17 protein-coding genes and 1 pseudogene are annotated in these 19241 nt (G+C 38.7%); 17 read left to right on the top strand and 1 reads right to left on the bottom strand.

What is annotated here, in order from left to right; translation table 11 throughout:
* The 9 genes from H9635_RS02010 to H9635_RS01970 all read left to right on the top strand — a co-directional run bounded on the left by H9635_RS02010 (nucleotide 1) and on the right by H9635_RS01970 (nucleotide 9394).
* Nucleotides 1-774 (top strand): dihydroorotate dehydrogenase electron transfer subunit, encoded by a 774-nt coding sequence (locus tag H9635_RS02010; RefSeq protein ID WP_191698469.1) that lies wholly within the window; start codon nucleotides 1-3, stop codon nucleotides 772-774.
* Complete coding sequence (locus H9635_RS02005) at nucleotides 771-1682, top strand: dihydroorotate dehydrogenase (RefSeq protein ID WP_191698468.1); 912 nt, start codon at nucleotides 771-773, stop codon at nucleotides 1680-1682. The genes H9635_RS02010 and H9635_RS02005 overlap by 4 nt, the downstream gene beginning before the upstream one ends.
* Before the next feature lies 1 nt (nucleotide 1683).
* Complete coding sequence (pyrF, locus tag H9635_RS02000) at nucleotides 1684-2391, top strand: orotidine-5'-phosphate decarboxylase (RefSeq protein WP_191698467.1); 708 nt, start codon at nucleotides 1684-1686, stop codon at nucleotides 2389-2391.
* A gap of 1 nt (nucleotide 2392) precedes the next feature.
* Nucleotides 2393-3025, top strand: coding sequence for an orotate phosphoribosyltransferase (gene pyrE / locus H9635_RS01995; protein ID WP_191698466.1), 633 nt, complete (start codon nucleotides 2393-2395; stop codon nucleotides 3023-3025).
* Between the two features lie 630 nt (nucleotides 3026-3655).
* Nucleotides 3656-4672, top strand: a complete 1017-nt coding sequence (locus tag H9635_RS01990; RefSeq protein ID WP_191698465.1) for an ABC transporter ATP-binding protein — start codon at nucleotides 3656-3658, stop codon at nucleotides 4670-4672.
* Entirely contained in the window at nucleotides 4669-5616 is a 948-nt protein-coding gene (locus H9635_RS01985) for an ATP-binding cassette domain-containing protein (protein WP_191698464.1), read from the top strand. The genes H9635_RS01990 and H9635_RS01985 overlap by 4 nt, the downstream gene beginning before the upstream one ends.
* 1 nt (nucleotide 5617) lies before the next feature.
* Nucleotides 5618-6580 (top strand): oligopeptide ABC transporter permease, encoded by a 963-nt coding sequence (opp4B, locus tag H9635_RS01980; protein ID WP_191698463.1) that lies wholly within the window; start codon nucleotides 5618-5620, stop codon nucleotides 6578-6580.
* Nucleotides 6581-6617: 37 nt separating this feature from the next.
* Nucleotides 6618-7529: an ABC transporter permease gene (locus H9635_RS01975; protein ID WP_191698462.1), complete on the top strand. Its 912-nt coding sequence runs from the start codon at nucleotides 6618-6620 to the stop codon at nucleotides 7527-7529.
* Nucleotides 7530-7549: 20 nt separating this feature from the next.
* Nucleotides 7550-9394 (top strand): oligopeptide ABC transporter substrate-binding protein, encoded by a 1845-nt coding sequence (locus tag H9635_RS01970; RefSeq protein WP_191698461.1) that lies wholly within the window; start codon nucleotides 7550-7552, stop codon nucleotides 9392-9394.
* Between the two features lie 301 nt (nucleotides 9395-9695).
* On the opposite strand, the gene H9635_RS01965 is transcribed toward H9635_RS01970, so the two are convergent.
* The gene (locus H9635_RS01965) at nucleotides 9696-11378 is read right to left on the bottom strand and encodes an Rqc2 family fibronectin-binding protein (RefSeq protein WP_191698460.1); all 1683 of its coding nucleotides are present in this window, start codon (nucleotides 11376-11378) and stop codon (nucleotides 9696-9698) included.
* A 239-nt stretch (nucleotides 11379-11617) separates the two neighbouring features.
* Here H9635_RS01965 and H9635_RS01960 point away from each other — a divergent pair, with 239 nt between their 5' ends.
* The 8 genes and pseudogenes from H9635_RS01960 to rsmB all read left to right on the top strand — a co-directional run bounded on the left by H9635_RS01960 (nucleotide 11618) and on the right by rsmB (nucleotide 19238).
* Nucleotides 11618-12493: a YicC/YloC family endoribonuclease gene (locus H9635_RS01960; RefSeq protein WP_191698459.1), complete on the top strand. Its 876-nt coding sequence runs from the start codon at nucleotides 11618-11620 to the stop codon at nucleotides 12491-12493.
* Nucleotides 12494-12509: 16 nt separating this feature from the next.
* On the top strand, nucleotides 12510-13127 hold the full coding sequence (gene gmk, locus H9635_RS01955) for a guanylate kinase (protein WP_191698458.1): 618 nt from the start codon (nucleotides 12510-12512) through the stop codon (nucleotides 13125-13127).
* 4 nt (nucleotides 13128-13131) lie between these two features.
* On the top strand, nucleotides 13132-13356 hold the full coding sequence (gene rpoZ, locus H9635_RS01950) for a DNA-directed RNA polymerase subunit omega (protein WP_008403352.1): 225 nt from the start codon (nucleotides 13132-13134) through the stop codon (nucleotides 13354-13356).
* Between the two features lie 88 nt (nucleotides 13357-13444).
* Nucleotides 13445-13978: pseudogene (gene coaBC / locus H9635_RS01945) on the top strand (bifunctional phosphopantothenoylcysteine decarboxylase/phosphopantothenate--cysteine ligase CoaBC); the annotation flags it as partial.
* Nucleotides 13979-14004: 26 nt separating this feature from the next.
* Nucleotides 14005-16413 carry a primosomal protein N' gene (priA, locus tag H9635_RS01940; protein WP_191698457.1) on the top strand — a complete coding sequence of 803 codons (2409 nt, stop codon included), beginning with the start codon at nucleotides 14005-14007 and terminating at the stop codon, nucleotides 16411-16413.
* A gap of 24 nt (nucleotides 16414-16437) precedes the next feature.
* On the top strand, nucleotides 16438-16929 hold the full coding sequence (gene def, locus H9635_RS01935; RefSeq protein ID WP_191698456.1) for a peptide deformylase: 492 nt from the start codon (nucleotides 16438-16440) through the stop codon (nucleotides 16927-16929).
* A 3-nt stretch (nucleotides 16930-16932) separates the two neighbouring features.
* Entirely contained in the window at nucleotides 16933-17874 is a 942-nt protein-coding gene (fmt, locus tag H9635_RS01930; protein WP_191698455.1) for a methionyl-tRNA formyltransferase, read from the top strand.
* Nucleotides 17871-19238 carry a 16S rRNA (cytosine(967)-C(5))-methyltransferase RsmB gene (rsmB, locus tag H9635_RS01925; protein WP_191698454.1) on the top strand — a complete coding sequence of 456 codons (1368 nt, stop codon included), beginning with the start codon at nucleotides 17871-17873 and terminating at the stop codon, nucleotides 19236-19238. Before fmt ends, rsmB begins: the two co-directional genes overlap by 4 nt.
* Nucleotides 19239-19241: the final 3 nt, after the last annotated feature.

Below are 19241 nucleotides of genomic sequence, written 5' to 3'. Positions count from 1 at the left end.
ATGATTCGTCAAGAGAAAATGACTGTTATTTTGCAAAAGCAAATTGCCACGAATATTTTCGAATTGACACTACAAGGACAACTGGTTCAGGACATGACTCCTGGCCAGTTTGTTCATGTAAAAGTGTCAGATACATTCGAACCGTTGCTGCGTAGACCTATTAGTATCGCAAATGTAGATAAAGAAAAAAATGAGTTTACGATGATTTACCGTGCAGAGGGCCGCGGAACAAAATTCCTTGCAACAAACCGTGAAGGTCAAATCGTGGATGTATTAGGTCCTCTTGGAAATGGCTTCCCAGTTGAAGCAGCGGAACCTGGTCAAACTGCGCTTTTAGTCGGTGGAGGAATTGGTGTCCCGCCACTTCACGAATTATCTAAGCAACTAAATGCTCGCGGAGTGAAAACAATTCACGTTTTAGGGTTCCAATCTGAGGATGTGTGCTTTTATGAGGAGCAATTTAAAGCTCTTGGCGACACGTATTATGCAACTGTTGATGGCACGAAAGGAACGAAGGGCTTTGTCACAACTGTATTTGATGAGGTGAAACCTGAGTTTGATGTATTTTATTCGTGTGGTCCATTACCGATGCTAAGAGCATTGGAAGGTTATTACCCGGACAAAGAGGGCTATTTATCATTTGAAGAACGTATGGGTTGCGGTATCGGGGCGTGCTTTGCCTGTGTATGTGATACAACGGAAAACTATGTAAAAGATTATGTGAAAGTGTGCTCAGACGGACCAGTATTCCCGAAAGGAGTTGTGGCATTATGAGTCGATTAAATTTACAACTTCCAGGATTAGAACTAAAAAATCCAATTATGCCTGCTTCAGGTTGCTTCGGCTTTGGTCGCGAATATGCAAAACTTTATGATCTTTCACTTCTTGGTGCAATTATGATTAAAGCAACAACTGTAGAAACACGTAAAGGAAATCCAACGCCACGTGTAGCAGAAACCTCTGCGGGGATGTTAAATGCGATTGGGCTGCAAAACCCGGGTATCGACAAGGTAATGGGAGAAGAACTTAAGTTTTTAGAAAACTATAATGTTCCAATCATTGCAAATGTAGCGGGTACTGAAGTTGCAGACTATGTAGAAGTCGCAGAACGTATTTCGAAAGCATCCAATGTAAAAGCGTTGGAATTAAACATATCATGTCCGAATGTTAAATGTGGGGGTATTCAGTTCGGAACAGATCCTAGTACTGCGCAACAATTAACTGCTGCTGTTAAGGCGGTTTCGAGTGTGCCGGTTTATGTAAAATTATCGCCAAATGTAACGAATATTGTCGAAATCGCAAAAGCTGTTGAGGCAGGTGGGGCGGATGGCATTACAATGATTAATACACTAGTTGGTATGCGTTTAGATGAGCGAACAGGTAAACCAGTTATTGCAAATGGAACAGGTGGATTATCCGGTCCGGCAATTAAACCAGTTGCTATTCGTATGGTATATGATGTTTATAAAGCGGTAAATATTCCGATTATCGGTATGGGTGGCATAACATGTGCGCAAGATGTCATTGATTTTATGTCGGCAGGTGCATCAGCCGTTGCAGTTGGTACTGCAAACTTTGTCGATCATTTCGTATGTCCTACGATTATTGAAGAATTACCAGGCTTGCTAGATGTATTGCAGGTTGAACATATATCAGAAATTATCGGAAGGAGCCACCGTTAATATGAACACAAAACCTATTATTGCATTGGATTTTCCGAGTGAAAAGGATGTAATGGGCTTTTTAGCGCAGTTTGAAGAAAAGCTTTTCGTTAAGATTGGAATGGAGCTTTATATGCAGGAAGGTCCCCGTATCGTTCATCAAGTAAAAAGTGATGGGCATGATATCTTTTTGGATTTAAAGCTTCACGACATACCTAATACTGTCAAATCGGCTATGAAGGGCTTAGCACGTCTTGGTGTGGACTTGGTGAATGTTCATGCTGCAGGCGGGTGTGCAATGATGGAAGGTGCTTTGGAAGGTTTAGAAGCGGGAACAGTAGCAGGAGGAAAACGCGCTGCACTCATTGCAGTGACCCAACTAACATCAACGACAGAACTGCAAATGCAAAATGAACAAAAAATCGGTTTATCGCTTCAAGAGTCGGTTTTACATTATGCTCAGTTATCGAAACAAGCTGGCCTTAACGGAGTAGTATGCTCAGTTCATGAAGCACACGCAATCCGTGAAGCTTGCGGCGAAGACTTTTTACGGGTGACCCCAGGTATTCGTATGCTTGGCGGCGAAGCGCATGATCAAAAACGAATTGCTACACCAGATGGAGCAAAAAAAGACGGCTCATCGCTTATCGTAGTTGGCCGTGCAATAACAGGTGCAGACAATCCTGTTATTGCCTATAAAAAAGTTTGTGAACTATGGGAGGAAAAATAATATGTCATTACAAAACGAAATCGCACACGCAATGTTAAAGGTAGGAGCAGTTGAACTGAATCCGACAGATTTATTTACATGGGCTTCCGGTATTAAATCACCCATATATTGTGATACACGTTTAACAATTTCCGATCCAACTATTCGTAAACAAATTGCAAATGGCCTAGCAACGCTAATTAAAGAAAATTTTGCAGACTGTGATGTTGTAGCAGGTACAGCAACAGCAGGTATTCCACATGCTGCATGGGTTTCAGATATCTTAGAATTGCCGATGGTTTACGTACGTTCAAAGGCAAAGGAACATGGCCGTGGAAAACAAATTGAAGGGAAATATGCTAAAGGTCAAAAGGTTGTTGTAGTAGAGGATATCGTTTCGACGGGTGGCTCATCAATTACCGCGGTAGAGGCGTTAAGAGCGGCAGGCTGTGAAGTTTTAGGTGTTGTTTGTGTATATACATATAATTTACCGAAAGCTGAGCAGGCATTTGAAGCGGCAAATGTAAAATATACTTCTTTAACTAATTTTGACTTTTTAGTGGATGCGGCTAAAGAATCAGGAAATATTCAAGAAACAGAGATTCCATTCTTGAAAAATTGGCATAAAGACTTAAAAGACGGAAAATTAAAATAAAAAAATATTATAAAATTTCAAAAACGTGTGAAAGTAAAAAAAAATTACTTTACACGTTTTTATTATAGTTATATAATCCAGTTATGAAAATTTTCAGTTTTTTTAAAAGTGAAGTTTAATAGATAGTTGTCATATTAAACTTTTTTGATTGATTTGTTCTGTTTGTTTTATGTAAAAAAGATATAAATATAGTCATAAACGCAATTTATTATAAAAAATTAATGGAAAATTTTAATTTTAAAGAATAGTTTGCTATTGATAAATTTTAAATGTTAAATTAGAATAGTTAGAAAGTTTAATAATTAACATAAAATTTTATGTCTTAACAAATTTGACAAAAAACCAACAAATTATTAACACTTAAAGAAATCTGATTATTTTAAAAGTTTTAATTCTTTCAACAGGGGTATATTACACGTTTGGGAAAATTTAAAGCTGGATCAACAATCAGGAAATTGGACTAAGTGCGCGGATGAAAAATTGTTCAAAAGTATTGTACGAACTACTGACATCCAGGAAAAATGTACTGCGGTTCTCAAGTGAAGATGCAATTACGCTAGAGCGTACTTGATTATAGGATGAGCTTAGCTGAGTTGAAAGAATGTTTATGTAGAAAGGAGCGATTATTTAATGTCTACTAATACGAACGAATTATTAGAAATCCGAAATTTACGTACGAGTTTCCGTATTAAAGATACATACTACCCAGCTGTAGACAATGTTTCATTAACGCTTCGTAAAAATGAGATTTTAGCAATTGTAGGAGAATCAGGTTGTGGGAAGAGTACATTAGCAACTTCAATCGTTGGATTACATAATTCAAATAATACAAAAGTTGAAGGTGAAATTCTTTATAACAATCAAAATCTAGTAAATTTAACGGATAACCAATTTAACAAACTGCGAGGTAACGATATTGGATTTATATTCCAAGATCCACTATCGGCATTGAATCCGTTAATGCGTATTGGAGATCAGATTGAGGAAGGTTTAGTTTATCATACTAAATTAAACAAACAGGAACGTGAAAGCCGCGTATTGGAATTATTGGATCAAGTGGGGATTCCAAACGTTCAGCGTGTTGCTAAACAATTTCCTCACCAATTATCGGGTGGTATGCGTCAACGTGTAATGATCGCGATCGCATTATCAGGAAAGCCGGCAATTATAATTGCTGACGAACCGACAACAGCACTGGATGTAACAATTCAAGCTCAAATATTGGACTTGTTAAAATCGCTTCAAGATGAAATTCAATCAGGCATTATTCTAATTACACATGACTTGGGTGTTGTTGCTGAAGTGGCAGATCGTGTAGCAGTAATGTATGCAGGTGAAGTTATTGAAGAAGCACCGGTTATAGAGTTATTTAGAAATCCAAAGCACCCTTATACAAGATCATTACTGAAATCAATTCCTCAAACGAATAGTGAGAGTGAACAATTGGAAGTAATACAAGGGATGGTACCTTCTCTTATGAAGCTGCCGCGTAAAGGCTGTCGTTTCTCATCACGTATCCCGTGGATTCCGCAATCAGCACACGAAGAAAACCCAGAGCTTCATGAAGTTGCTCCAGGCCATCTTGTTCGCTGTACTTGCTGGAAGGAATTCCATTTTGAGGATGAGGAAGGGAGCGTAAATCAATGAGTTTTATGCAAGTAGAAGATTTAAAAGTTCACTATCCTATCCGAGGTGGATTTTTTAACACAGTAGTTGACCATGTTTATGCAGTAGATGGTGTAACAATGGAATTTGAACGTGGAAAAACTTACGGTCTTGTAGGAGAATCTGGGTCAGGGAAGTCAACGACTGGTAAAGCAATAATTGGGTTGGAGAAAATTACATCAGGACGCATTATTTATGAAGGTGAAGATGTAACAAATGCGCGTCGTAAACGTGATTCAGCATATAACCGGGATATTCAAATGATTTTCCAGGATTCACACTCCAGTATGAATCCAAGAAAGCGTGTTTTGGATATTTTAGCAGAACCAATTCGCAACTTCTTGAAATTGTCACCGCAAGAAGAACGTAAACGTATTAATGAGCTTCTTGCAATCGTAGGGATGTCAGAAGATGTTCTACTAAAATATCCGCATGAATTCTCAGGCGGTCAAAAGCAGCGATTAGGGATTGCCCGAGCAGTAGCATGTAACCCTAAAATGATTATTGCGGATGAGCCAGTATCAGCACTTGATTTATCTGTTCAAGCACAAGTTTTAAACTTTATGAAGGACATTCAAGAGCAATATGGAATAAGTTATTTATTCATCTCGCATGATTTAGGGGTAGTTCGTCATATGTGTGATAACATCTCAATTATGTATAAAGGTAGATTTGTAGAGACAGGAAAGCGTGAAGATATATATACAAATCCAAAGCATATCTATACGAACCGACTACTTTCTGCTATTCCTGATATAGAGCCGGAAACGAGAATTGAGCGAAAGCTTGAACGTCAAAAAGTTGAAGCAGCATACCGTGAAGAACAGCATAAATATTATGATGAGGATGGAAAAGTATATCCTTTAAAATCGATTTCAGACACACATAAAGTGGCCATGTCTGCAGATGAAAAGGAGAGTGTATAGTATGTGGAAAACGATAGTTCGCCGTGTATTAATAATGATTCCGCAGCTATTTGTTTTAAGTCTCCTAATTTTTATATTAGCGAAACAAATGCCGGGAGATCCTTTTACAGGCTTAATTACACCGGAAACTGATCCAAACGTAATTGAGGAATTACGAATTAAAGCCGGATTCTATGACCCGTGGTATGTTCAGTACTATAACTGGATTGCCAATGCCGCACAAGGTGACTTTGGACAAAGTTATACGTATAAAAAACCGGTTGCCGATATTATCGGAGCTCGTGGAATGAATACTTTATTACTTTCATTATTAAGTGTGATTTTAGTATATTTAATTGCCATTCCACTAGGGGTGCTTGCAGGTCGTTATCAAGAGTCATTTTTGGATAAATCTATCGTCCTATATAGCTTTATCTCTTATGCTATCCCGACGTTTGTATTATCGCTGATTTTCGTATACGTATTTGGGTACAGGCTCATGTGGTTTCCAACAAGTGGTACGGTAGATATATCTCTCGATGCAGGGACATGGGAGTATTATTGGAGCCGTTTCTACCACCTGCTGTTACCAGCTATAACATATGCGCTGTTAGGGACAACAGGGATAATTCAATATTTACGTACAGAGATTATTGATGCAAAGACGATGGATTATGTGAAAACAGCGCGCAGTAAAGGAATTCCGATGAAGAAAGTATATTCTCGACATATCTTCCGGAACTCACTATTACCAATCGCAGCATTTTTAGGATTCACAATTACCGGATTACTTAGCGGATCAATTTTTATTGAAACGGTATTCGGATATCAAGGTATGGGTAAATTATTTATCGATTCAATTTTAAGTCGTGACTACAGTGTTATTACAGCACTAGTTATGTTATTTGGCTTCTTAGCATTATTAGGTAGTCTATTGTCCGACATTATTTTAAGTATTGTTGACCCGCGCATTCGCATAGACTAATCAAATTAATAATGACTAAGGAGAGGTGATTTTAATCATGGAAAATAATGATGCACAGACTGTAGATAAGTTAGAATCTCAAAGCTCTCCGCCAACTGGTATTCAAGTTATTTTGCGGGAGTTTAAAAAAGATAAATTAGCAATGTTCTCTTTAATAGGGGTTATTTTATTAATGGTTACAGTTATGGTATTAGCAATTGTAATCGACCAAGCTAAAATCATGAATATTCAATTATTGGAGCGCTTTACTGAACCGGGGGTAAGAGGTTATATTCTTGGTGCCGATGAAGCTGGTCGAGATATGTTCGGTCAGCTGATCATAGGTGCAAAAAACTCGATTTTAATTGCAATCGCTATTACGGTTCTAGCCAATGTTGTAGGTATTGCTTTAGGGATTATCATGGGGTACTACGGTGGATTTATCGATAACTTCTTCATGCGTATTATCGACTTTTTCATCACTCTACCAACTCTTATGATTGTCATTGTAGTTATAACAATCATTCCATCATACGGAATAATGGATTTAATTTTAATTCTTGCAGCATTTCAATGGATGTCGACGGCCAGACTTGTGCGCTCAAAAGCACTATCTGAAGCACGTCGCGATTACATTAGTGCCTCTAAAACAATGGGTACTAGCGATTTCGCGATTATGTTTAAAGGTTTACTACCAAACTTAAGTTCGCTGTTAATTGTTGAAGTGACATTAAGCTTTGCAGGCAACGTAGGGATCGAAACAGGTCTTTCGTTCTTAGGTTTCGGTTTACCACCGTCAACACCAAGTCTAGGTACTTTAGTAAGTTATGCTATGAACCCGATAATCTTATCGAGTAAATGGTGGATATGGTTACCCGCGTCATTATTAATTTTAATTTTGATGCTTGGTATAAATTACGTTGGCCAAGCGCTACGTCGTGCAGCTGACGCAAAACAACGTTTAGGATAAAAAAAAGGGAGGAAAAACAAATGATGAAAAAGAAAGGTCTTATGCTTTCTTCTGTATTTGCTACTGCTTTAGTATTAGCTGCTTGTGGAGGAGACGATACAGAAACAGCAACTGAAAAACCAGTTGACAAGAAGGAAGATACAACAACAGAGGAAAATAAAAATGACGGTGCTACTACTGCTGAATCACCTACATTACCAGAAGAAGTAACAAACGATGGTGAAGCGATTCAAGGTGGTACTTTAAAGTTCGCTTTAGTTACAGACTCTCCATTCTCAGGGGTTTTATTAGCTGAATTATATGAAAATGGTTATGACGCTGACATTATGGACTTTATGACAAACTCAATTTTTGCTACAGATGGTGACTTCTTAATTACTGACGAAGGTATCGCAAAATTAGACGTTGATGCTGATAACAATAAAGTTACAATTACAATTCAACATGATGTTAAGTGGTCTGATGGTACACCATTAACTGCTGATGACATTATTTATTCATATGAAATTATTGGTCACCCAGATTATACAGGAATTCGTTATGATGCGGACTTCCAAAACATTATCGGGGCTGCGGAATATAAATCTGGTAAAGCTGATACAATTTCAGGGATTAAAAAGATTGATGACAAAACTGTAGAGATTTCGATGACAAAAGTTTCACCAGCGATCTACTCTGGTGGTGACGGTTTATGGAGTACTGCAGCGCCTAAACATTACTTAGAAACAACACCAATCAAAGATTTAATTTCTTCACCACAAGTTCGTAAAGCTCCAGTAACTTTAGGTGCTTTCAAATTAGACAAATTAATCGACGGTGAATCTGTTCAATTCGTAGCCAACGAGCACTACTGGAAAGGTAAACCGAAATTAGATAAAGTTGTATTACAAGTAGTACCTTCAGCTTCTATCGGTGAAGCATTACGTACTGGTCAATATGATATGGCATCATCTTATCCGACTAACCAGTACGACGGTGTAAAAGATTTAGAAAACTTAACAGTATTAGCTCGCCCAGAGTTAGCATACTCTTATATTGGTTTCAAACTTGGTAAATGGGATGCGGCTGCAGGTGATGCAGGCTTAAACATTATGGATGAAAATGCGAAAATGAACGACGCTAAATTACGTCAAGCTGTTGCTTATGCAATGGATATTGAGCAAGTTGGAGAGCGCTTCTACCAAGGCTTACGTTCTCGTGCAACATCATTAATTCCACCAGCATTCGCATCATTCCATGATAACAGCTTAGAAGGATACAATTATGATCCAGAAAAAGCAAAAGCATTATTGGACGAAGCAGGTTATAAAGATGTTGATGGCGATGGTATCCGTGAAGATAAAAACGGTGAGAAATTTGCAATCCGTTTAGCGGGTATGTCAGGTTCAGATACTGACGAAGCAATCGTAGAGTACTACCGTCAAAACTGGAAAGATGTAGGTTTAGATGTACAGTTAACTACTGGCCGCCTAATCGAGTTCAACAGCTTCTATGATAAAGTAAAAGCGGATGATCCGGAAATTGATATGTTCATGGCAGCTTGGGGTACAGGTACAAACCCATCACCACTTGGTTTATACGGTGAAGGTTCGGCATTCAACTACAGCCGTTTCGTAACTCCTGAATTACAAACATTATTAGCTGATATCGACTCTAAAGAGGCGATTGATTCAGGTTACCGTGCTGATGCATTCCGTAAATGGGAAGAGTACATGTTCGAGCAAGCATCAACAGTTCCAATGTACTTCCGTACAGAAATTATCCCAGTTAACAAACGTGTAAAACACTATAATGTTAACTATGCAAATGATTCAATGGATAATTTACATTTACTTGAAGTAACAGCTGAAGACCCAATTAAATAAGCTTTAGCATAAAAGAACCGCTTAGAGAATTTTCTAAGCGGTTTTTTGTATTTCAGAAGGATTCCTATAATTTCATAAAAAATAGACGGAGTAATTCCGTCTATTTAAAAAGGAATCTAAAAATGAGTTAAAATAAACGGAGAAATTCCGTTTATCTATTTAAAAAATATGAAAATAGGCCAATTTTCAACGAATAAACGGAAAAATTCCCTTTATTTATCCCTAAAACTAGAGTGTTTCGTAAATCGCGGTAAAACGTCCGCTTATTTTTCAAATCGAGCCAGAGTTTCACCAGTTATAGCTATTTTTTCAACTGCATAACGATTGCTTCATCAGGAGTCACATAAATTGTTTTTTGTTCAAAGTAAATGACAAATCCAGGTTTAGCTCCATTCGGTTTTTTTACATGGCGGATTTCCGTATAATCGACAGGAACCGAAGAAGAATCACGTGCTTTTGAAAAATATGCACATAACATTGCGGCTTCCTTCAGTGTCGTTTCATCCGGATTTTCAGAATGAATGACAACGTGTGAGCCTGGAATATCTTTCGTGTGCAACCAAATTTCATTGCGCTTTCCAATTTTGAATGTTAAATAATCGTTTTGCTTATTATTTTTACCGACAGAAATCGGAACCCCTGTTGAAGAAGTAAACTTTTCAGGATCGGGTTTTGTCGGTTTCTTTTTGCGTTTCGCTTGTCGAATACGAAGTAAACCTTGTTCAGCAAGTTCTTCACGAATTTCCTCTATATCAGCAGGTGACGCCTGTTGCACTTGTTGAGTAAGCATTTCTAAATAATCAATATCATCTGCAGCTTTCTTCTTCTGTTCTTCAATCATGATTAAAGCTGTTTTAGCCTTATTGTATTTCGTATAGTAACTTTGCGCATTTTCAATCGGTGATTTCCTTGGGCTGACTGGAATTCTTACCTTTTCTGCCTGTTCACTATAGTAGTTCTCTACATCTACAAACTCGGCACCTTTTGAAAAATTATAAAGGTTTGCCATTAATAATTCTCCGTATAGTTGGAACTGCTCCAAATTTTGTGCGCGTTCATAATCTTTTTGAAGCTTTTTCTGTTTGAGCTTTAATTTGTTTAATTCATTTTGCAACCAGCGTTCCAAATCACCGGCTTGCTGCTTCACGCGGTCTCGTTTAGCGCGAGCAAAGAATACTCGGTCCAATAATTCACCAAGCGTTTCATAAGTTGTTGAAACGCCTGATAAATGTGTCAAGCTTGTAGGAGAAAAATAAATTTTACCGTCTTGCTCTACATAAGTTGGCTGTGCGCTCGTTGCAATTTCATTCATTAGCTGTCGGCATGCCGTAACAGCATCAGTTGTGGATAAACGATGTAATAATTCGGTAGCATGGAGAGGAGAAAAGCCTGCAAAATGCTCAATTATTTCCTTCGTCGTTACTTCTTTAGAAAAGAATTGCTTAATTTCCTCATCTGATAAACTAGTAAGCGCAACCTTTTGCTGTTTTGGTGGCGCAATATACTGCTGACCAGGCAAAACAGTTCGGAAGCTGTTCATCGATGGAGGTAAATGCTTTAAACTATCTATAATTGTATCTTTTTTTGAATCGATTAATAATAAGTTACTGTGGCGTCCCATAATTTCGATAATGAGTTTTCGCTTTACAGCATCGCCTATTTCATTTTTACTATCAATTTCCAATGTAATTACTCGTTCAAAACCATCTTGAACAACAGACTGAATAAATCCTCCTTCTAGATGTTTCCTTAAAAGCATGCAAAACATAGGAGGGTCTGCTGGATTTTCAATAGATTGATTTGTTAAGTGAATACGTGAGTATGAAGGATGGATAGAAAATAATAACTTCACGTTTTGACCGGCTGCACGGATTTGTAATACGACTTCAAGTGCATTCGGCTGATAAATTTTTGTAATTCGTCCAGATGTTAAGTTTTGTAATTCCTTACTCATCGAACGAGTAAATAGTCCGTCAAATGCCATCTTTATGCCTCTTTCATTAAATAAGTCTACTTGATTGTTTTATCATACCATTATTTAGCTCAATTCTGTAGTTGATCAGATCTACCATAATGATAATTAAACATTTATTAAAAAGATAAAAACTATTTTATTACAACTTAACTATGATAAAATATGTTTCTATACAATAAACGTTAAAGCAATATATGTAGAACATATGCTATAATTGAAACAATATGTAAAGAAGGATGTGACGAACCTTGGTACGCAGTATGACCGGATTCGGCAGGGGGGTCACAACAACGAAAAACTTTCAACTAACTGTTGAGATTCGTGCTGTGAATCATCGTTTTTTAGAAATTAATACGAAGTTTCCGAAAGAATGGATGGAATCCGAAGTTATAGCAAAAAAAATGTTGTCGGATTCTATTTCCCGTGGGAAAATAGATGTTATCATTTTTTTGAAAGAGCTTAATGATACACAACAAACAATCCAAATTAATTGGTCGTTGCTTAATTCTTTTCTTCAAGCTAAAGAAGAATTGTCTCAGACGGTTCCGATGCAGGAGAAATGGACAATGCAGGAAATTGTAAGTCTTGAACAAGTGCTTCTTGTGGAAAAGGTAGAGCTCCAGCAGGAGGAAATCGTTGAAGCTGTAAAAAGTGCTTTGTCAGAAGCTATTTCAAACTTGATTGCCATGCGAGAACGTGAAGGACAAGGATTAGAGGGCGTAATGTTACAGTATAAGGCAGACCTTGAAGCGCAAATTGCTCATATAAGACAAACTGCGCCTAGTGCTGTTGAAAAGTATCGTAATCGTTTAATGACTCGATTGGAAGAAGTGGCGAATGGGCAAACATTAGATGATCGCCTGCTTACAGAAGTAGCGATTTTTGCAGAGAGAATTGATATTTCAGAAGAGCTGGATCGTCTGGATAGTCATTTTAATCAGTTAACAGAAACGCTAAACGAACGAGTAGCAATTGGTCGAAAGCTTGACTTCATCATGCAGGAAATGAACCGTGAAATTAATACTATTGGTTCAAAAAATCAATCAACTGATTGTTCAGCGGCAGTTGTGCAAGCAAAAACCATTTTAGAAAAAATGCGGGAACAAGTTCAAAATATTGAATGAAATAAAGGAGTTATTTATGAAGAAACAACGTGGATTATTAATTGTTTTATCTGGTCCATCGGGTGTTGGAAAAGGTACGGTTCGTAAAGAGCTTTTTTCGCAGCCTGATACAAATTACGAATATTCGATTTCGATGACAACACGTAATCCTCGCGAAGGCGAAGTAGATGGTGTAGACTATTTCTTTAGAACACGTGAGGAATTTGAAGCATTAATCGAACAAGGCGGATTACTTGAACATGCAGAGTTTGTTGGTAATTATTACGGTACACCGCTTGCATACGTACAAGAAACACTTGAAGCTGGGCGTGATGTCTTTTTGGAAATTGAAGTTCAGGGAGCAGCCCAAATTCGTGAAAAAGCACCAGATGCGTTGTTTATCTTTTTAGCACCACCAAGCATAACAGAACTTGAGCAACGTTTAGTTGGACGTGGTACGGAAACAGAAGATGTCATCGCCCGTCGTATCGCAACCGCTCGTGAAGAAGTCGAAATGATGAGTTTATACGATTATGTTGTAGAAAACGACCAAGTTTATAATGCATGTGATAAAATTAATGCAATCATTGTAGCGGAACACTGTCGTCGTGAACGTGTGGAAAAACGCTATTTGTCAATGTTGAGAGGAGAATGAAACCATGTTATACCCATCAGTGGATAAGTTAAAAAAACAAATCGATTCAAAGTATTCTTTAGTGAGCTTAGCATCAAAACGCGCACGCCAAATGCAAGAAGAGGGCGGCGAGCATTTAAGCTCATACGTTTCTTATAAACCAGTAGGAAAAGCATTAGAAGAGGTAGCTGCTGGTAAGCTACGTAAAGTTCAGCAAGATGCTTCTACTGTTTATGAAGACGAAATTTAGTTTTTGCGCATAATCGAATAATCTTTGAGTAGAAGCTCCCTAAGAATCTTTCTTTGGGAGCTTATCCTTTGAAAGGACGGTTAAAGTGATGAAGAAAAACAATGTATTATTGTGTGTTTCCGGTGGAATAGCCGTTTATAAAGCTGTGGCGTTAGTAAGTAAGCTGTCACAGGCAGGGTTTAATGTAAAAGTATTGATGACAGCATCAGCACAAAAGTTTGTGACACCTTTAAGTTTTCAAGTGATGTCAAAAAATGATGTGTTTTACGATACTTTTGATGAAAAAGATTCAAATGTCATTGCCCATATCGATTTAGCTGATTGGGCTGATTTAATCATCGTGGCACCAGCAACTGCAAATGTTATTGCGAAAATGGCGCACGGAATGGCTGATGATATGCTGACGACAACACTTTTGGCGGCTACTGCTCCGGTTTGGGTAGCACCGGCGATGAATGTGCATATGTACGAGCATCCGGCAGTTCTACGCAATATCAACCAGCTACATGAAGATGGCATTCGTTTTATCGAACCGTCTGAAGGGTTTTTAGCATGTGGGTATGTTGGAAAAGGCCGATTAGAAGAGCCGGAGAAAATTACTGAACTTGTAGTGAATTATTTCCATCATCAATTAGGAAGCGATGGACAATGAGATTTGCACAAGTAATCGTAGATGTTTCAGCTTATCCGGTGGACCGTCCGTTTGATTATTTAATACCGGAAGATTGGGAAGAATTAATCGATTTAGGTTGTCGAGTGAAAGTACCATTTGGGCCACGGAATGTACTCGGTTTTGTCGTAGGTATTACGTCCGAGTCTGAAGTACCAGTAGAAAAAGTGAAGCCGATTACCGAAATACTTGATATAGAATCGATTTTAACAGAGGAAATGCTTAATTTGGCAAAATGGCTAAAGCACCAAACAATTTGCTATGAAATTGATGCATTACAAGTAATGCTGCCAGGTGCTTTGCGGGTGAAGTATGAAAAGTATGCGGTTTTAAATGGGGAAGTTTCACATTTACCTACAACACTTCAGCCATACTATGAGAAAACAGCGAAAGTGAATTTGTCTCAGTTTGAAAAAGCGAACTTATTAAAACCGATAAAGCGTGCAGTAAAAGATGGTCTTATAATTATCGACAATGAAGTGAAACAAAAAGGGCAAGTTAAGCAAGTACGGAAAGTCCAAATACATTCTCAGGAGCAATTAGAAAATGTACTGCAGCAAATGGGGAAACGTGCACCGAAGCAAGTAGCGTTAGTCGAATGGCTGATGCAGCATGCGGGAGAAATCTTATTGCCTGATGATATTTGCGAAGCTGTGCATATTACAAATAGTGTATTGAATAGTGTCATTGATAAAGGTGCTGCAGCGTATATTCAAGAGGAAGTATACCGTGATCCTTTCACAAAAAATGTTGAGAAAACAGAATTTCTACAGCTAACAGATGAACAGGATCATGCACTGACAAAAATTATTGCTGCAATAGATGATCAGCGTCAGGAAACGTTTCTACTGCACGGTATTACAGGGAGCGGTAAAACAGAAGTTTACTTGCAGGCGATTCAACGTACTATTGCGGACGGAAAAGAATCCATCGTATTAGTACCTGAGATTTCATTGACACCTCAAATGACAGAGCGTTTCAAGTCACGTTTCGGCGATGAAGTTGCTGTAATGCATAGTGGATTATCTGTTGGTGAAAAATATGATGAATGGCGAAAAGTACAACAAGGGAAAGTGAAAGTTGTCGTTGGAGCTCGTTCAGCTATTTTCGCCCCTTTTAAAAATTTAGGGTTAATTATTTTGGATGAAGAGCATGAGTCCACATATAAGCAGGAAGATTCACCACGTTATCATGCCAGAGATGTAGCAATTTGGCGCGGAAAATATTATAACTGCCCGGTAATTTTAGGTAGTGCGACGCCTGCTTTGGAATCTTTTGCGCGGGCGAAAAAAGGTGTTTATACATTGCTTACATTGGCCCATCGTGCGAAAAACCAAGCATTGCCTACAGTTCATATTGTAGACATGCGTGAACAACTCCAGGCGGGAAATCGTTCAATGTTTTCTGAGCCATTAATGGAGGCATTGCAGGATCGACTGAATAAAAAAGAGCAAACCGTGCTTTTTTTAAATCGCAGAGGATACTCTTCCTTTGTTATATGTCGTGATTGCGGAACGACGGTACAATGCCCAAACTGTGATATTTCGTTAACGTATCATCGTTATCAGGAAAAGCTGAAATGCCATTATTGCGGTCATGATGAATACATTCCGGAAACTTGTCCTGAATGCCAAAGTGAAAACATTCGTTATTTTGGAACCGGAACACAGAAGGTAGAAGAGGAGATTTATAAATTATTTCCCGAAGCACGTGTACTTCGAATGGACGTAGACACGACAAAGCAAAAAGGGGCACATGAAAAAATGCTCGATGCTTTTGGGCGTGGTGAAGCAGACATTCTGCTCGGTACACAAATGATTGCGAAAGGTCTTGATTTCCCGAATATTACGTTAGTCGGGGTTTTAAGTGCCGATACTTCGCTCCATTTACCGGATTACCGGGCGGCAGAAAAGACGTTCCAGCTGATGACGCAAGTAAGTGGACGAGCAGGGCGCCATGAAAAATTAGGTGAAGTATTTGTACAGACGTATACGCCCGATCATTATGCGATCCAGTTATCGAAAGATCAGGATTATCCACCGTTTTACGAACGGGAAATGCATGCTAGACATATAGCGGGATATCCACCGTATTATTATATTGCGCTTGTTCAAGTTTCTCACGAAGATGTGATGCTTGCTGCAGAATATGCAGGACGTGTAGCGGAATATTTGCGAGAGAATTTATCATTTAATGTTTCGGTGATTGGGCCAACGACTGCTAGTATTGCCCGGCTCCAAAATAGATATCGCTATCAATGTTTGATAAAATATAAAGTAGAGCCTCAATTAATACCAGTCCTTTTACAGCTTATTAAGATGTATCGTTCGGAATGGATAAAAAAAGGCATTGTGTTGACAGTTGATTTAGATCCAACAATGATCTAATGCATATAGAAAGAGGTAGTAGAAATGGCTATTAAAGAAGTAGTAAAAAACCCGGCAAATGTATTATCGCAAGTAACAAAAGAAGTAGAAGTGATTGATGAAAGTACAATTCAGCTTCTGGATGATTTATATGACACAATGGTCGAAAATGATGGTGTAGGTATTGCGGCACCTCAAATTAACGTTAGCCTGCGTGTAGCGATTGTAGAATTAGGTGAAGATATTCTTGAAATGATTAATCCGATTGTACTTGAAACGCGCGGCGAAGCGGAAGATGTGGAAGGCTGCTTAAGCTTCCCTGACCTTTTTGGTATGGTAAAGCGACCTACTTACGTAAAAATTGAAGCATCTGATCGTGAAGGCCGTGTATATGAGCTTGAAGCGGAAGATTTTGAAGCACGCTGTATATTGCATGAAATTGATCATTTAGATGGTGTATTATTTGATTCCAAAATGACGCGGGTATTGACAGAGGAAGAAATAGAAGAGCTGTACGCGGATGTTGAGGAGGAATAATCGATGACAAAAATCGTATTTATGGGAACGCCTGCCTTTTCAGCGCCAATTTTGCGTATGCTTCATGAAGAAGGCTATGAGGTTCTAGCTGTTGTTACTCAACCGGACAGACCTGTAGGACGTAAAAAGGTATTGACGCCACCACCTGTAAAAGAAGAAGCACTCGCATTAGGCTTACCAATAATTCAACCTGAAAAGTTGCGCGGTTCGAAGGAGCTTGAAGAAATTTTAGCATTAAACCCGGATTTAGTCGTAACAGCTGCATTCGGTCAAATTTTACCGAAAGAACTTCTTGAAGCTCCACGACTAGGCTGCATTAATGTACATGCCTCTCTTTTACCTTTATATCGAGGTGGGGCACCAATTCACCAATCGATTATCGATGGTCAGTCAAAAACAGGTGTAACAATTATGTATATGGCGGAAAAGCTTGATGCAGGGGATATCATTTCCCAAAGCGAAATCGCAATTGAAGATACGGATCATACAGGTAGCATGTTTGAAAAGCTAAGTATGGTCGGCCGTCAATTATTAAAAGAAACAATGCCTTCGATTATAAATGGTACGAATGCACGCATCGTACAGGATGAAACGCTTGTGACATATGCACGCAATATTAGCCGTGAGCAGGAGTTGATTGATTGGAATAATGATGCACGTGCATTGTATAATCAAGTGCGCGGACTACATCCATGGCCAGTAGCATATACAACTTTTGAAGGTGCTAATTTTAAAGTTTGGTGGGCAAAAGTTGGGGATACTACAACGAATGCGACACCGGGAGAAGTAGTGAAAATAGCAAAAGATCACTTTGAAGTTGCGACAGGTGATGGAAATACATTGGCGCTTTATGATGTCCAGCCAGCCGGGAAAAAACGTATGACCGCAGAAGAATTTCTACGTGGAACGGGCTCGAAATTACAGATTGGGGACCGTTTTGAATGAGTAAAAATAATAAAAAGCAAGTAATTTGGGATGGCAATGTGCGGGATGCGGCGTTAACGATTTTATTAACGGTCGATAAAAGTCAGGCCTACAGTAATTTATTATTACACCAAACGATTGAAAAATATAAAATAGAAGCAAAAGATCGTGGCCTGTTGACAGAGCTGACATATGGAACTTTGCAGTATAAGCTGACACTTGATTATTATTTAGAACCTTTTATTCATGGCAAGGTTGATATCTGGGTTCGCTGGCTGCTCCGCATGTCGCTGTACCAAATGCATTATCTAACACGTATTCCGGCACATGCTGCAGTGAATGAAGCTGTGGAAATTGCAAAACGTCGTGGCCATAAAGGGATTGCCTCAATGGTAAATGGAATATTACGTTCCATTTTACGTGAAGGTGTTCGTTCAACTGATTTAATAAAGGATGCAAATGAACGTTTAGCCGTGGAAACGAGCCATCCGCAGTGGTTAGTTAATCGTTGGGTTGAAAGCTATGGCTATGAACAAACACGCGAAATGCTTCTTGAAAACAATATCGCACCGTTGCAAACCGTTCGTGTAAATACGACGAAAGCAACTGTTGAACAAGTTTTGACAACACTTGAGCGTGAAGGTGTAAAAGCGCGACGCAGTGAATTTATGACTGAATGTATCCATCTGGAAAGCGGTCAGGCAGCACGAACAGGAGCCTTCCGAAATGGCCTCATTACGATTCAGGATGAAAGCTCAATGCTTCCGGCAAAAGTACTGAATCCACAGCCGGGTATGAAAGTGTTGGATATGTGTGCAGCACCTGGCGGAAAAACGACGCATTTAGCAGAAGTTATGAAAAATGAAGGTTCAATTTTAGCGACTGATCTTCATGTGAAGAAATTAGATTTAATCGATGAGAATGTTGCACGTTTAGGATTAAATATTATTGAAACGGCACCGCTTGATGGAAGAAAGGCAGCCAGCTTTTTAACAAAAGAAAGCTATGATGCAATACTTGTTGATGCCCCTTGCTCAGGACTTGGTGTAATGAGACGTAAGCCGGATATTAAATATACGAAGCGCGAAGAAGATTTGGAAAGTCTGCAGACAATCCAGCTTGCGATTTTAAATAATGCAGTACAGCTATTAAAGCAAAACGGGCGATTAGTATACTCAACGTGTACAGTTGACCGCAGAGAAAATGAAGGTACGGTACAAGCCTTCCTAAATGAGCATCCTGAAATGAATTTGGAGCCAATAGAAAATTTGCCAGAACAACTAAAAGCGAAACAACAAAATGGGATGCTGCAAGTATTCCCTCAAGATATTGGTAGTGACGGATTTTTCGTTGCTGCATTCGTAAAAAAAGGAGCGTCCAATTAACTA

This window comes from Solibacillus faecavium (assembly GCF_014836905.1).
GTDB classification, from domain to species: Bacteria; Bacillota; Bacilli; order Bacillales_A; family Planococcaceae; genus Solibacillus; species Solibacillus faecavium.
This window is presented reverse-complemented; position numbering and strand designations above follow the sequence as displayed.

Bases quoted from the DNA above. Each gene is read 5' to 3' on its own strand.
- H9635_RS02010 (WP_191698469.1), top strand. From the start codon at position 1: ATGATTCGTCAAGAGAAAATGACTGTTATTTTGCAAAAGCAAATTGCC.
- H9635_RS02005 (WP_191698468.1), top strand. From the start codon at position 771: ATGAGTCGATTAAATTTACAACTTCCAGGATTAGAACTAAAAAATCCA.
- pyrF (WP_191698467.1), top strand. From the start codon at position 1,684: ATGAACACAAAACCTATTATTGCATTGGATTTTCCGAGTGAAAAGGAT.
- pyrE (WP_191698466.1), top strand. From the start codon at position 2,393: ATGTCATTACAAAACGAAATCGCACACGCAATGTTAAAGGTAGGAGCA.
- H9635_RS01990 (WP_191698465.1), top strand. From the start codon at position 3,656: ATGTCTACTAATACGAACGAATTATTAGAAATCCGAAATTTACGTACG.
- H9635_RS01985 (WP_191698464.1), top strand. From the start codon at position 4,669: ATGAGTTTTATGCAAGTAGAAGATTTAAAAGTTCACTATCCTATCCGA.
- opp4B (WP_191698463.1), top strand. From the start codon at position 5,618: ATGTGGAAAACGATAGTTCGCCGTGTATTAATAATGATTCCGCAGCTA.
- H9635_RS01975 (WP_191698462.1), top strand. From the start codon at position 6,618: ATGGAAAATAATGATGCACAGACTGTAGATAAGTTAGAATCTCAAAGC.
- H9635_RS01970 (WP_191698461.1), top strand. From the start codon at position 7,550: ATGATGAAAAAGAAAGGTCTTATGCTTTCTTCTGTATTTGCTACTGCT.
- H9635_RS01965 (WP_191698460.1), bottom strand. From the start codon at position 11,378: ATGGCATTTGACGGACTATTTACTCGTTCGATGAGTAAGGAATTACAA.
- gmk (WP_191698458.1), top strand. From the start codon at position 12,510: ATGAAGAAACAACGTGGATTATTAATTGTTTTATCTGGTCCATCGGGT.
- rpoZ (WP_008403352.1), top strand. From the start codon at position 13,132: ATGTTATACCCATCAGTGGATAAGTTAAAAAAACAAATCGATTCAAAG.
- priA (WP_191698457.1), top strand. From the start codon at position 14,005: ATGAGATTTGCACAAGTAATCGTAGATGTTTCAGCTTATCCGGTGGAC.
- def (WP_191698456.1), top strand. From the start codon at position 16,438: ATGGCTATTAAAGAAGTAGTAAAAAACCCGGCAAATGTATTATCGCAA.
- fmt (WP_191698455.1), top strand. From the start codon at position 16,933: ATGACAAAAATCGTATTTATGGGAACGCCTGCCTTTTCAGCGCCAATT.
- rsmB (WP_191698454.1), top strand. From the start codon at position 17,871: ATGAGTAAAAATAATAAAAAGCAAGTAATTTGGGATGGCAATGTGCGG.